We start from the raw sequence: 13900 nt of genomic DNA, 5'->3' as shown, positions 1-13900 counted from the left end.
TATTAATTTTTGATTTTTTTGAATTTTTAACTTATTAGAGTGGTATTGCGTGGAGTATAGTTGTCAGACCTCTTTGTTTTTATCACACATATAGTAACATATTTAGTTGAAAAATAAAAACATATTTTCAAATTGATTTTTTTGAAAATCAAAATTATCTACATTTTTTATTCTTTCACACAAATATTGTTACAATCTCAACTTTTACCCTATCGTTATTTTCAAATAATTTTATACTCGTAACATAGCAAAAGCCATCCAACATAATTAGATGGCTTTTGTATGTTATTCTATTGTTTCAACTTCACGTGGATTTTTCATCTCTTCCACATACACAACTCTAAATCCATGATCTTCTAAATCTTTCAATAACGTCTCTAATTCACCGTCGTTAAACTCTTCTCCTAATGTAAACATAATTCTACGAACTAATAAGGCATCATTATCAAAAGTCATTAAACTTTGGATACCTGTATATTTTTTTAATACTGTCGATAATTTTTGAATTGCCCCATTATAATCTTGCGTCCCAATCATGACAGAATATTTACTAGAATGAACGCCCCAAGCATCTTCTAATAACTCAAAAACTTTTTTATGCGTTAAAATTCCAAGAAAGACTCCTTTTTCATCAACTACTGATAAATAAGGTAATTTTTTTATTGTAAAAAACACTTTAAAGAACGAAGAATCTTCTCTGACATATCCTTCTTTATCGTTTAATAATTGTAATACACTCTCTTCCAGCGAACCTTTATATTCTAAAATATCTACTTTATATATATTCCCTAAATATTTCTCTTTTCTTTCATCTAAAACTGGTACACAACGATAGCCAGTTTTATTTAAATGCTCTAGCGCTTCCCCTATTGTAATTGAACTTAAGCAAAATAAAACTTCCCTTTTCGGCACATAATTCCCTTTGATCCTCATAAACAGCCTCCTTATGTTAAAATACTTTCTGTGCCATAACTATATTATATTTTCAGAAAAAAATAAATGATTTATTTTATTTTTCTGAAAATTGTTCATTTTATTGTCATAATTTATTCACGTTTCATTCACCTGTGTCCCGCTACTATATCAAACATTCTCTCTAAACTTCTTTAAGAAAATATATTGTAACTTACGCCGAAAAAAGCTAAAATAAGAATAAGAATTTTCTGAATATTCTAAGAGTAGGTGATTACATGTCTTTATTGCGCTCACATATATATAAATTTATAGTTGGTGTTCTCATTATATTTATCATTAGTCCTATTCCTGCATTATTCATTACACATAAATACTCATACTTAACTGGCTTTATAAGCATTTTTCATAACTTCGCACAGCTTTCTTCTATGACAATTCCAAAGATTGATTGGATGCACGAATCTATCTTTTTCTCGGCAAATCAAATGGTTCATACTTCTAATCATTCAACACCGTTATTCCCTTACATATGGGAAATATATTTTTTATCGATTGTTCGTTTTACTTTTACTCTCGCGATCGGATTCTTTATCAGTTTAGGGATCGGCCATTTATTTTTTAAAGCACCTCAATCTGTTAAGAAGTTCACTTCTTTATTAAAATGGATACCGTACTCTTTTTGTACTGTATTATTACAATGTTCAGTCTTATTACTACTCCTATACATCGCAAAATTGATAAAGCTTCCTTACTACTCATCTTTTATCATCGTTTGTAGTACTTCCATGATTATCGTTATGCAAGCAATAAAAAAGTGGGTTCCTTTCTTAAGTAACACAAATGAATATGAAATAAAACAATCTTCTTTCCTTGTAGATACATTGTTTTTAGCACTTACTTCGAATCATAAATCTATTTTAGGTTCCATTATTCTTTCATTCCTTATTATGGAATGCGTTTTTCATGCAAGCGGACTATTGCAATTTATCGTTCAGTTCGGCGGAAATGCACCTGTTATTGTTACAATTAGCTTATTACTTTTGTATATCCCGTATTGCATACTCTCTTTCCTTCAAACACTATGGACGACAAATCATGTTAAACAACAATCATACGCTTTAACGAGAAGTATTCCAAAACCTTAATTTTAAATAACCCTCTATAATCTGAAAGTAGGGGGTTATTCCTTTTGTATAGCGGACAAAATAACAGCAAATTCAAAAACTATTGCAGAAACGTACCAATATTTACCCTTTTTCTTTGACTATTCTTTTCGTTTGGATTTATTATAAAAGTATAACATAATTGCAGGAGGTGACATCTTTATTCCAAACTACGGAATAGAGAACACACTTGGACATATTAAATATTTTTCTCATCTTTGTACTCATCCTTATTTCCGGCTTTTTCGTTGCATCAGAATTCGCTGTTGTAAAAGTACGAAAAAGTCGAATTGACCAACTTGCAAACGAAGGCGATAAACAAGCTTTAGCTGCAAGAAGTGTCCTATCTAATTTAGATGTTTATTTATCAGCTTGTCAGCTCGGGATTACGATTACTTCTTTAGGGCTTGGTTGGCTCGGTGAACCTACTGTGGAACATTTACTACGACCGCTCTTTGAAAAGATTAATATTACTGGAACAATGGCGAATACTTTATCCTTTATTATTGCTTTTAGTTTTATTACATTTTTCCACGTTGTATTAGGTGAGTTGGTTCCAAAGTCTTTCGCCATTCAAAAAGCAGAAGCAATCACACTTAAGTTTGCACGGCCACTTATTTTATTTGATAAAATTATGTATCCATTCATTTGGCTACTTAATAGTACGGCAATCTTTTTCACAAAACTACTCGGTTTAGAGCCTGCGAAAGAAAATGAACTTGCCCATTCTGAAGAGGAACTACGACTCATTTTAGGTGAAAGTTTCAAAAGCGGCGAAATAAACCAAACCGAATATAAATATGTAAATAATATTTTTGAATTTGACGACCGGGTCGCGAAAGAAATTATGGTCCCTCGTACAGAAATGATTTGCTTATCTACTGAAAATACGTTAGAAGAAAATATGGATATCGTCGCAACTGAAAAGTATACACGCTATCCGATCATCGAAAAAGATAAAGATGATATTATCGGTATGATCAATACGAAAGAAATATTTCACGATCAAACGAAAAACATTCATAAACCACTTGAATCTTACATACATCCAGTACTAACTGTATTTGAAACTGTTCCAATTCGTAAAACATTAGTACATCTACAAAAGAATCGCGTTCAGATGGCAATCGTTATGGATGAATATGGTGGTACTGCTGGACTTTTAACAATGGAAGATATTCTTGAAGAAATCATTGGAGAAATTCAAGATGAGTTTGATGCGGATGAATCGCCTATGATTGAAAAACGTACGCCGAAGCTTACTGTTTTAGATGGGAAGGTGCTCATTTCTGAAGTAAATGATATGTTTGGCCTACATATTGATGATAGCGATTTAGATACAATTGGAGGCTGGCTCCTTTCTCAAGCAGTTGATTTAAATATTGAAGCTGGTTATTCCATTGAATTTGCCGGTTTTCAATTTAAAGCACTAGAACTTGATGGACATCAAGTGAAAAAAATTGCGGTACATAAATTAGACACGAAGAAGGAGTTATAAAGTGACAGTATTATTAACAATCTGTATCATTGCCTGTTTCATTGTTTCATTTCTCGCCTTTATTTATCCTATCATTCCGGGCATCCTTGCTGTCTGGGCTGGATATTTAATTTACCATTTTGGTATAAATGGTGGAGAACTAACAACTTCCTTTTGGATTATTCAAGTCATTTTCACACTATTTATTTTCGTTGCTGATTTTATTGCAAATGGATATTTCTTAAAGAAATACGGGAGTTCTAAATGGGGAGAACGTGTCGGTATGATTTCTATCATTGTCGGATCTTTCTTCTTCCCACCATTCGGTTTAATTATCATACCGTTCTTATCGGTATTTATTACAGAACTCATGCATAAAAAAGCGCCAAAAGACGCCTTTCTAGTAGGAGTTGCTACTGTAGTTGGTTTTTTAAGCAGTACAGTAGCGAAAGCCATTCTCCAAATCATTATGATTCTCATATTTGTATGTTATATCATCTTTTAACCATCCCAATTTCGGGATGGTTTTTTTAATATGAAATACCTACTCGACTATTCTCATATTTGTTTTCACTACACAGACTCCACGTAAATTGCGCTGTATCACCAACTGTTATTTTCGCTCCCCCTTCTGGTAATACATCTTTTTCAGTTCGATACACTCCTGTCACATCACCGTCTATTAAATGCGTCGGACAAACGACCGTCCAACATAAATTACTACTACTAAGCATCTTATATGCAGCTAAATGATCTTCTGCTGCTGTTGTCATTTTCCTTTTTGATTCAGCTGATTGAAAACGATATAAATTTAGATTTGTTCTTGCTTGTAAAATACCAGCTGTTCCTATTGTAATGATTTTATGAACTCCTTCTTCTTCCATTTGCTTAATAATTTGTGGCATACTCTTCGCCAACGTCCCATTTTGATCCGTTCCAAGTGCACTAATTACTATATCGCTTCCTTCTATCGCTTTCTTTATATCATTTTCATTCCATACATTACCTTCTATAACTCGTAACCTTTCATGATTTATTTCTATTCTATTTAAATCACGCGCTAATGCAGTCACTTCAGCTGTATCCTTTAATGCTAATTTTATTATGTTTGAACCTACTCGCCCAGTTGCTCCCAATATACATACTTTCATTTGTTTTCCCCCCTCTTTCGTTCTTTCTCTATTTTTCAATAATCTTAATCAATTTTCAACAAAAAAGCTTCCTCATATATAAGAGGAAGCTCTATTATTATTTTATTTCTTTTCTTTAGAATCTGTAGACTTCTCAGTTCCACTTGTTTCTTTATCCTTTTTGTCTTCTTGTTGTGTTGTCGTATCGTCTTCTTTCTTCTTGTCCTCACCTTTACTACAACCTACCATTAATAAAGAACTTGCAAGTGCCATAGCAGTTAATGATTTAACCCATTTGTTCATTTGCGTTTCCTCCTTTAGATAGAATATGTACAACCCCCATATTACTCTCTATTTTTAAAGGAAAGATTGAAAAATAGTAAATAAACGGTAAATATTTGTAAATTTTCTAATAATAGATATGTACACCTAGTCTTTTTTTCTCCATGAAAAGTAAAAAACTAAGGCGCTTATCTTTCCGCCTTAGTTTCTTATGCAAACTTCTCATTTTCATATACATGTTTAATCTTATACTCTTTCTTCACAACATATTGCCATACACTATAGGCATAACGATTCATTTTCAGGAAGCAATTTTCTAAAAACGAGCGGAATTCTGGATTTGCAACTTCAACTGCCACTTGAGCGAACTTTAGTGCTAACCGTTTTAAATGCGAAATATAACAAGTTGCAATATGGATATCCCCTGTATATTTACTATCAGTTTCCTTTTCCATTTCATGAGAATGAGATGAAATTGGTTCACAAGTTATATGCTGTACATTCTCTCCTTCTTGAAAATTCACTTGTTCATTATACGCTTGCAACATATATGGTAAATGATGCTGTAATAGCTCTTTTAATTCTTCGTCTCTTACCTCACCTGTATACTCCCCAACCTTATAAATAAGCATATAACTATACCTCATTAATTCTTTCATACAATCCATGAAAATGCCTCCCTTCTCTTTTGTCTATATGTTATAAATATGATGCTATAACATTTGCTATTCTTGCTAAAAACCAATCCCACTTACTAATTTTCTCAAAGTCTTCTTCTGAAAATCTTTTTGATTTATGAAAGTCTTCTTTTAATCGATTCCATACGTCAGCAACAACTGTTTTATCATATATGATACAGTTAGATTCACAATTTAAATAAAAACTTCTATTATCAAAATTCGCTGTACCTATATCAACAACTTCTCCATCAATGATTGTTATTTTCCCGTGAAAAAAACCATTCCGATATTGATAAATCTCCGCTCCAGCATGGTACATATCTTTCAAATACGGATAAGCCGCTTGTTTTAACAATACCGCGTCACTTTTAAATGGCACGAGAATTTTCACATTGACACCGCGGTTTAATGCATCTTTTAACGCTTTTATCATTTCTTTACTTGGTACAAAATATGGCGTAGCAATAACTAAAGATTTTTTAGCCTGCTTTAAAAGCGCTCCATATTTTTCCCATAAACCTTTTCCATCTGAAAATAAATATTGATATTTTACATGCCCAATTGCAGGTAAACTTTCATGTACAGGCATTTTTTCTCCCGTATCTTCTTTCCAGTCAGCAGCAAACTTTCTTTCCATATCCGTGGCACCATTCCCCTTAACTCGTACATGATAATCACGCCACGGGCCAAATTTCGGATCTTGTCCAAGGTACTCCTTTCCAATGTTAAAGCCGCCGATATATGATACTTTTCCGTCAATCGCAACAATGCGTCTATGGTTTCGTTGATGCAACGAATAGAATAAATGTTTCAATTTAGGTTTTTTACTAAACGTAAACTGGACACCATTGCTTTTTAGTTGACGAATTATCTTTTTCTTCAGCTTATATCCACCTATTCGATCAACTGACAATTTTACTTCTACTCCACTCGATGCCTTTTTCTCAAGCAACTGCAAAAATTCTTTGCTTATTTCATCTTTACCTACAATATAAAAATGGATATATATGTACTTTTCTGCATTGCGTATATCCTCAAATAATTTCTTATATAACTCTTCACCGTTCGTATAAAGTTGAAATTCACCTAATCGAACTTGGCCTAATTCATATTCACTAGCCATTTTTTTCCCCATTTCCACATCGATATTCATCCATATGAATACACCTATAAAAAAAAGGATTACAACGAAAAAGTGTTTCATGGATATTTTCCTTTCTCCACTTACTGTTATTTCTATATCTTCCCTTTTTTAATACATTATCATTCAAGAAAATATGTCATTACATGATATATGTCCATATCAAACGATAGCTCATTTGCATATTGTATGTTGTATCTTAAAATAAAAGGAGGAAATAACAATGGGCTTCGCACATGGTAATGGATTCGCGCTATTAGTCGTATTATTTATCCTCTTAATCATCGTCGGTGCTGCTTGCTTCTGCTAAGTAGCTATCGTCATATGATTTGTGGATGAAAAAACTATAAAAGCGGACACCTATTTTTAGGCGTCCGCTTTTCATATGAAAAACATTTCCGTTTGTTATTGTACCTTTAAAGACTACATATTCAACTCAAAAAGTTAGTAATGTAGCTACTTTCTTACTCTCTTCCTTACGTATATGGCGTTGTTCTGCACGTAACACAGCAATGCGATGTAATTCTTTCTCTTCTTCTGTTTCAGGGATTACTCGCGGCACTGGAACTGGATTATTTTCCTTACTAAGCGCAACAAAAGTAACAAATGACGTTGCTGCTATACGCTTCTCACCTGAAATTAAATCTTCTGCTACTACCTTCACAAATACTTCCATCGAAGTTCTACCCGTCCAAATTACAAATGATTCATAACTAACACAATCTGAAGAGCGAACAGGATGTAAGAAATCTACCCAATCCATAGATGCTGTGACACATTCTTTTCTTGCATGCCTCGTAGCTGAGATAGAAGCAACCATATCCATCTCGGCTAATATTTTTCCACCAAATAGCGTATTATGATCATTTAAATCTGTTGGAAATACTCGGCTCGTTTTAAACACTCTGGATTCATTAGCTGTTTTTCCCTTTACTTCAGTCATTGTTATCACCTCTTTGATTATTTAATCCGCTATTTGCAGACATTAAAACTCCCACCACAAAATTCGGCTGGAGCAAAGAAGTTCGGTAAGAGTTCCATTTCCCATTAACATTAGAACAGTATGAACTTACTATCACTACACGTTTAATATTAACAACATTCAGAACTCTTAGTCCACAAAAAAGAACCGATGTGATCAATCGGCTCCTCTAAATACATATTGTTCTTTCGGCTGTTCAACTTTATTCCATTTCGTTACTTCTAAAACCGGAATGTTCGCATGGAACGGTTGATAAAATTCCGTTGATATTTCTCCTTCAACTTGAATCCAATCATCATTGTTCCATTCTACCCCTTCTGGTTTTTTCACTAACATACCATATACACCAGAATCCGCTACACAATGTATAATACCGAAACGGAATAAGAAATATTGTTCTTTTTTAGAAGAATCATCTTTAAAAACAAACCCTTTAAAAGATAATTTTTTCCCAGTAAACTCGCCAGGATAATTATAAATTGTTTCCATCCCTTTTAGGAAATCTTCATCTTTTAAAGTAATACTATCTTTCGTAACGAACTCTTTTTTCCCTTTTTCCATTACACCACGGTATCCTTCTTTCCCGTAATAAATGCTCGTATCAGGTCTTAGAAATTGCCTTGTCATAAATGGATCTTTACTTTCTGCTTGTGCTACTGGAAAATGAAATCCTTTCGCCTTAACAATATCTGAATCTAACGTTGCAATCGGGAAAAACAATCCTGAGACTATCGGAAAACAAAACAATGTGTACGAAAATGCTTTTTTCCACCATGTATTCTCATCTTTTGAATGATCATGCCCACAATGGCTATGATCGCAACCACAATTGTGCTGTTCTTTTTCTTTTTCTTTTTGATGTTCTTTTTGGAAAACGATAATAATTTGAACAATCGTTAAGAATCCTAAAATAATAGCTGCTGTTTTTGATAAATAGGCATACTTCATATTGATATACTTCGTAATATTACCTGAAATATGAAGCTGCGCAATTAAGATTGTAAAACCTAATAATATATATGCTCGAAACATAACCTACCACCCCATCGCATAAATGAGTAGTGAGCTTGCATAAACAACAAGTGTAACTGTAACTGTAACGACAATTACAAATTTCGTTTTAAATGTCGCAAGCATCATAAACATATTTTTAATATCCACCATCGGTCCATATACGAGGAACGCGACAAGTGATGCTGTTGAAAATGTACTTTGGAATGACGAAGCAATAAATGCATCCGCTTCTGAACAAAGTGATAAAATGTAAGCTAGTCCCATCATAACAGCTGGTGAAGAGAACGGCCCTTGTCCTATAGCAAGAAGTGTTGAAGTTTGTACGAACGTTTGAACTGCCGCTGCAATTAACGCACCTAATACTAAATATTTTCCCATCGAGAAAAATTCCTCAACAGCATGCGTACATACATCCCACATTTTTTTACGTAATGGACGCTTATGATTCACTTCTGGGAAGTGATCATCTCGTAATTGATGTTCTTTAAACATAAATGATAATATAATTCCAACGATAATTGCTACGATAATCGCTACAATAGAACGATACCATACCATGTGCATGCTACTTCCAAAGGCAACGTATGTTGCAAATAATACGACCGGATTAATAATTGGCCCAGTTAACATAAATGCAATCCCGGCATATGGCGGAACCCCTTTTCCGATTAACCGTCTTACAATCGGAACGATTCCACATTCACAACCTGGAAACATCATACCTAAAAAAGTAGCCATTAAAACAGACAGAAAACGGTTTTTCGGCATCCATTTTGCTACCATATCTTCTGTTACAAACATTTGAATGAATCCTGAAATAAATACACCAATAAGCACAAAAGGAAGTGCTTCGATCAATATGGAGATAAAAATTGTATTCATTTGCAGGAATGCTTTCGGTAATTGAAACAATTCCATGATGTATTTCCTCCAACTTTTCATTAACAATATGTAATTTTAACCTCATTTTATGAATTGGACAAGACTTATACGGAATTCAACCCTTTCATATACATTACATTTTATAAGTTATATTCTATTCAAAATTTGGGATTTCATAGCAAAAAAGCTGCTCTAGCGCAGTTACATAACTATGCTAGAGCAGCTTTCTTCTCGTTAAAAGTAACGTTTCTTCCAAAAAACAAATGCTAATGTGAAAGATAGTGTTACACATATTATGAGTACAATTACAAAACCATGTGCTTCCCCTTCAAACGGAACCTTTACGTTCATTCCAAAGAAACTAGAAACCATCGTTGGTAACGATAAAATGATTGTAATAGACGTTAACAGTTTCATAACACTATTTAAATTATTTGATATAACGGAGCTAAAAGTATTCATCATTCCACTTAAAATGTGACTATATATTTCCGCCATTTCAATAGCCTGTTTATTTTCAATTAATACATCTTCTAATAAATCTTGATCGTCTTCATACATTTTTAAAAATGTACTGTTACGCATTAATTTTTGAATTACAATTTTATTCGCCTTTAATGATGTTGTAAAGTAAACTAAACTTTTTTCAAGGCCTAGCAATGTGAAAATCTCTTTATTTTTCATCGACTTATTTAATTGATGCTCTAAATCGATTGTTTTTCTGTTAATTTGCTTTAAGTATCTTAAATAATAAGTAGAAATCGTATATAAGAGCTGAAGTGCAAAGCGTGTCTTTTTAAACGTATAAAATTCTTTAATTCGTTGATTAATAAAACGTTCAAAAATTGGGTTCTCTTCTAAACAAATTGTCACAAAGCAATCTGGCATTACAATCATACCTATTGGAATCGTGTCATAAATCGAATTTCCTTCTTCATCATGTCTAACTGTTGGAATATCCACGATTATTAAAGTATTATTGTCTTCCTTTTCAATACGAGAGCGTTCTTCATCATCTAAAGGGTCTTTAATGAAATCTAAGTCTACATTTAAAGTTTGTACTAGATATTGAATTTCTTCTTCCGTTGGATGAAGTACATTAATCCAGCAACCCTTTTGCATTTCCTCAACCTCTTGTAGTTTTCCGTTTCGGTCTGTTAAATAAATATTTAACATACTATCACCCCGATTCTTTTTACATGTAGGAATCTACCTCTCTTACATAACAGTTTTTGAACCGCCATTCTCAGCATATGAAACATACGTTTAAATTTCAATAGAAAAATTATTTTGAAAACGTTTTTATAAGAAAAATATTCTAAACAAAGAAAAAGACAGAGTGCTCTCTGCCTTAAAAAGCTTATGTTGCCTTTATAACATATTTAGAAAGCATCCACAAGTTAAAGCCAACTGAAATCGTATAACCAGCGTATGTTGAAATAATAAAACTTACATAATCGAAATACGGAAGCAATACGATATTTAAAACTATCTTCACAATAATACCAATTACTAATCCTAGCACTGTTTTCTGTTGTTGATTAATTCCTTGTAACATCGCAGCTGTTACTGTAAAAAGCGAAAATAGTATACAGGCAGGAGCATAATACTGTAAAATAACTCTCCCCATCTCCGGATCATTTCCAGCACCAAATAAAAGAGTATATACTGGTTTTGCTAACAACATCATTCCAATCGCCGCTGGTACCGTAATACCTACTACTAATACATTCGTCCTCGTAAAATGTTTGTACAGTAACTTCACATTCCCTGCTGTATAGGCTTTTGTCATCTCAGGTACGAGAGACATACTAAAAGCAGTCGCAACGGAAACCGGGATAAGTACAACCATCTGGACAAGACCAATTATTGCATTTATCTTCTCCGCTTCTCCTTGCATATACCCTATTTGTATAAGTAGTTTATTAATTGTAAATGTATCAATCGTCTGATACAACGGAATTGCTAAACCAACTACAACAAACGGTATTGAATATGTAAAGAGCTCCTTATACAGTGAGAAGAAAGATTTCGTTGTTTGCGGTATACTTGCCATCTCTTTTTTCTTTAAGTGCTTTCTCCTCCTTATGTAATACGCACTTAAAACTGTTAATCCACCTATCGCTCCCATAAAAGCACCGAACGTTGAAATACCAACAGCTAGCGAGACAGAAGCTTTTAATATATATAAAACGACAAAGCTTCCTATTAATATGGTTAAGACCCGAAAAAATTGCTCGACAACTACACTTAAAGCAGAAGGCCCCATCGATTGAAATCCTTGAAAGAAGCCCCTTAATAAACTCATTACTGGTACAAGTATTAACGCAAAACTTACAATTTGAATATTATTAGTGACAGCTGTTATACTATTCCCCGTTTGATCATTTCCATCGATTACAAGTTTAGCTAAATGTGGAGCTAATATATATAGCGCAAAACATGAGATGACTCCCATTATTAACATAAAAAAGATACCACTCTTCAGTACTCTCTTAACTGTATGATAATCATTCAGTTGATCATATTTTGATACCATTTTTGAAACTGCAAGTGGTAATCCCATCGTCGCAATGCTGAGCATAATCGTATACGGACGATATGCATACGTGTATAAAACGTACCCACTCGTACCGACCATTGCTGTAAATGGTATAACATATATAAATCCTAACATTTTAGATATCATCGTTGCCATCGTTAAAAATATCGTTCCACGTATAAATGGTGACCCTTTCATCACATTCCTCCGCTACACTTTATTATTACACATTATGGACAACTCTTTTTTTTTAGAACCGAACCGAAACAAATAAAAAAAGCCAATGAAAAATCATTGACTTTAACGCGCTGCTTTTTTCTTCTTTAAATACTTTAAACCGAAGTATAGAGCAACAAAGAGAACAGCTCCTATAATTATGTAATGTGTGTAATCAGATGCATACTCTTTAATGTGTCTCCAGTTTCCACCAAGCTTTTCACCTAAGTATATAAATAGTATTGACCATGGAATAATCGCAACTACAGTATACAGTGTAAATAATTTTAACGGCATTTTAGCTAATCCTGCTGGAATAGAGATTGCATGACGTACGACTGGGATAAAACGTGCAGAAAAGATTACTCCTGCTCCGTAACGCTTAAACCAACCTTCCGCTATGTCTAAATGGTGTTTATTAATAAGTAGATATTTCCCATATTTCTCTACAACTGGACGACCTCCATAGTACCCAAGCCAATATAAAAAGATTTGAGCTAACGTACCACCGATTGTTCCAGCAATAACTGCACCGACAAAGCTAATTTTACCATCTGCAACTAAAAAGCCCGCATACGAAAGTACAATTTCACTCGGGATAATTTCAATCATTAAAGCTAGCGCTACTCCAAAGTAACCTAAGCTTGCAAAAAATTGTAATAACTGATCTATTATGCTTGCTAACATTTTATTTTCTATCTCCTTTTTTCTTCACATACCATCCCATTATTACATAAAGGTCGCATTCTGCCAATATCTTCATTTCAACAATATTATCGGCATAAGCATAATTAATCTATTAAAGTTTCTTTTTGAGGTTCTTTCATGTAGGCAAACATTTCTTTAATTTGCTCTTCTGTATTTCTAGCAATCGATAAATTAGGCAATTCATTCTCACCAAAAAACTCCACATCTTCTGTTTCAATACTAGTTTTCTTTTCGCCACCAATAATCTTACAGCTAATAAAAATTTTATATACGTGTGTTGCTGAAAGCGATGGTTGATGTTTTTCTTTATCAAATATAGCGAGTAGTTTAAAATCATCTACTTCATAACCCGTCTCCTCTATAACTTCTTTCGCTGCTACTTCTGTTGGCGTATAGCCGATATCAGCCCATCCACCTGGCAATGCCCATTTCCCATCACTTTTTTCTTTCACAAATAATAACTTTTCATTTTGAAAAACGACTGCTCTTATATCAACTTTTGGTGTTTGATAACCTGTCTCATTTGCAAATAACTTCTCTACTATTTCCCAATCTGTCTTTGTGTAATGTGACATCATCGAAATGGAAATATCCCGTAATTGTTGGAAACGCTCTATATCATACACATCTTTAGAATACGTTAAACCCGCTTGGGCTATAGCTTGTATTTGTTTTACCCAATCAATCCATTTTACCGTCATGTTTCCACATCCCCCATACTCTTTTAAGTGAATAGTAAGTCAGTTTTGTTGATACATCTTTATTATA

The 13900-nt window shown here is 33.4% G+C and carries 16 protein-coding genes; 4 read left to right on the top strand and 12 right to left on the bottom strand.

Annotation, left to right across the window (positions count from 1 at the left end; translation table 11 throughout):
- Positions 1–285: 285 nt before the first annotated feature.
- Positions 286–933, bottom strand: coding sequence for a cyclic di-AMP binding protein CbpA (cbpA, locus tag J0835_RS10260; RefSeq protein ID WP_087980894.1), 648 nt, complete (start codon positions 931–933; stop codon positions 286–288).
- A gap of 257 nt (positions 934–1190) precedes the next feature.
- Between cbpA and J0835_RS10255 the strand changes: the two genes are divergently transcribed.
- From J0835_RS10255 to J0835_RS10245, 3 genes are all read left to right on the top strand, one after another.
- Positions 1191–2060 carry a hypothetical protein gene (locus J0835_RS10255; RefSeq protein WP_087980893.1) on the top strand — a complete coding sequence of 290 codons (870 nt, stop codon included), beginning with the start codon at positions 1191–1193 and terminating at the stop codon, positions 2058–2060.
- Positions 2061–2268: 208 nt separating this feature from the next.
- The gene (locus J0835_RS10250; RefSeq protein WP_087980892.1) at positions 2269–3576 is read left to right on the top strand and encodes a hemolysin family protein; all 1308 of its coding nucleotides are present in this window, start codon (positions 2269–2271) and stop codon (positions 3574–3576) included.
- A 1-nt stretch (position 3577) separates the two neighbouring features.
- Positions 3578–4060, top strand: a complete 483-nt coding sequence (locus J0835_RS10245; protein WP_076537057.1) for a DUF456 domain-containing protein — start codon at positions 3578–3580, stop codon at positions 4058–4060.
- 25 nt (positions 4061–4085) lie between these two features.
- Here the strand turns inward: J0835_RS10245 and J0835_RS10240 are convergent, their stop codons facing one another.
- The 4 genes from J0835_RS10240 to cls all read right to left on the bottom strand — a co-directional run bounded on the left by J0835_RS10240 (position 4086) and on the right by cls (position 6851).
- Positions 4086–4706 (bottom strand): NAD(P)-dependent oxidoreductase, encoded by a 621-nt coding sequence (locus tag J0835_RS10240; RefSeq protein ID WP_087980891.1) that lies wholly within the window; start codon positions 4704–4706, stop codon positions 4086–4088.
- A gap of 102 nt (positions 4707–4808) precedes the next feature.
- Positions 4809–4988, bottom strand: a complete 180-nt coding sequence (locus J0835_RS10235) for a hypothetical protein (RefSeq protein ID WP_001045960.1) — start codon at positions 4986–4988, stop codon at positions 4809–4811.
- Between the two features lie 188 nt (positions 4989–5176).
- Complete coding sequence (locus J0835_RS10230) at positions 5177–5635, bottom strand: spore coat protein (protein WP_087980890.1); 459 nt, start codon at positions 5633–5635, stop codon at positions 5177–5179.
- A 31-nt stretch (positions 5636–5666) separates the two neighbouring features.
- A complete protein-coding gene (cls, locus tag J0835_RS10225; protein WP_140386803.1) occupies positions 5667–6851 on the bottom strand; it encodes a cardiolipin synthase in 1185 nt (394 codons plus the stop codon).
- Positions 6852–7011: 160 nt separating this feature from the next.
- On the opposite strand from cls, the gene J0835_RS10220 reads away from it, so the two are divergent.
- Entirely contained in the window at positions 7012–7098 is an 87-nt protein-coding gene (locus tag J0835_RS10220) for a YjcZ family sporulation protein (RefSeq protein ID WP_000505094.1), read from the top strand.
- 126 nt (positions 7099–7224) lie between these two features.
- Here J0835_RS10220 and J0835_RS10215 read toward each other — a convergent pair whose 3' ends face one another.
- The 7 genes from J0835_RS10215 to J0835_RS10185 all read right to left on the bottom strand — a co-directional run bounded on the left by J0835_RS10215 (position 7225) and on the right by J0835_RS10185 (position 13833).
- The gene (locus tag J0835_RS10215; RefSeq protein WP_140386802.1) at positions 7225–7731 is read right to left on the bottom strand and encodes an acyl-CoA thioesterase; all 507 of its coding nucleotides are present in this window, start codon (positions 7729–7731) and stop codon (positions 7225–7227) included.
- 195 nt (positions 7732–7926) lie between these two features.
- Complete coding sequence (locus J0835_RS10210; protein WP_087980888.1) at positions 7927–8802, bottom strand: TIGR03943 family putative permease subunit; 876 nt, start codon at positions 8800–8802, stop codon at positions 7927–7929.
- 3 nt (positions 8803–8805) lie between these two features.
- The gene (locus J0835_RS10205; protein WP_000418724.1) at positions 8806–9702 is read right to left on the bottom strand and encodes a permease; all 897 of its coding nucleotides are present in this window, start codon (positions 9700–9702) and stop codon (positions 8806–8808) included.
- A gap of 198 nt (positions 9703–9900) precedes the next feature.
- Positions 9901–10842 (bottom strand): magnesium transporter CorA family protein, encoded by a 942-nt coding sequence (locus tag J0835_RS10200; RefSeq protein WP_000932392.1) that lies wholly within the window; start codon positions 10840–10842, stop codon positions 9901–9903.
- Between the two features lie 184 nt (positions 10843–11026).
- Complete coding sequence (locus tag J0835_RS10195; protein ID WP_087980887.1) at positions 11027–12406, bottom strand: putative polysaccharide biosynthesis protein; 1380 nt, start codon at positions 12404–12406, stop codon at positions 11027–11029.
- 102 nt (positions 12407–12508) lie between these two features.
- Positions 12509–13111, bottom strand: coding sequence for a DedA family protein (locus tag J0835_RS10190; RefSeq protein ID WP_000881203.1), 603 nt, complete (start codon positions 13109–13111; stop codon positions 12509–12511).
- Positions 13112–13215: 104 nt separating this feature from the next.
- Positions 13216–13833: an NUDIX hydrolase N-terminal domain-containing protein gene (locus J0835_RS10185; RefSeq protein ID WP_087980886.1), complete on the bottom strand. Its 618-nt coding sequence runs from the start codon at positions 13831–13833 to the stop codon at positions 13216–13218.
- Positions 13834–13900 lie beyond the last annotated feature (67 nt).

The organism is Bacillus cereus group sp. Sample62, from assembly GCF_036851315.1.
Classification (GTDB): Bacteria; Bacillota; Bacilli; order Bacillales; family Bacillaceae_G; genus Bacillus_A; species Bacillus_A wiedmannii.
This window is presented reverse-complemented; position numbering and strand designations above follow the sequence as displayed.